The sequence below is a fragment of the Pseudomonas batumici genome (genome assembly GCF_000820515.1).
GTDB classification, from domain to species: domain Bacteria; phylum Pseudomonadota; class Gammaproteobacteria; order Pseudomonadales; family Pseudomonadaceae; genus Aquipseudomonas; species Aquipseudomonas batumici.
In genome coordinates this window covers 1-289 of sequence record NZ_JXDG01000120.1, presented here as the reverse complement: position 1 = coordinate 289, position 289 = coordinate 1, and the positions used below count along the sequence as shown (strand labels likewise).

Here is a 289-nt window from a genome sequence, read left to right as displayed (position 1 = left end):
ATTGCCCGACACCGGCCACCGTGGCCCTCAACGCCGGCTTCTTCTTCGACATGTCGATCAAGGGCATCTCGCAGCTGTTCTCCGGCCACACGCTGGTGATCATCCCGCAACTGATCCGTGCCAGCGGCAGCGAATTGCTCGACTTCCTCGAAGCTCACCAAGTGCACGCCTTCGACTCGACCCCGTCGCAGCTCGATACCCTGCTCGCCGCCGGTCTGCTGGAGCGCCGCAGCTACCAGCCGGTCAGCGTGCTGCTGGGTGGTGAAGCGATCAACGCCAGCACCTGGGA

At 64.4% G+C, this 289-nt stretch carries 1 protein-coding gene; it reads left to right on the top strand.

The annotated features are described in order from the left end of the window. Positions 1 to 289 (top strand): AMP-binding protein (locus tag UCMB321_RS28980; RefSeq protein WP_040072082.1); only part of this gene is annotated, 289 nt, incomplete at both ends.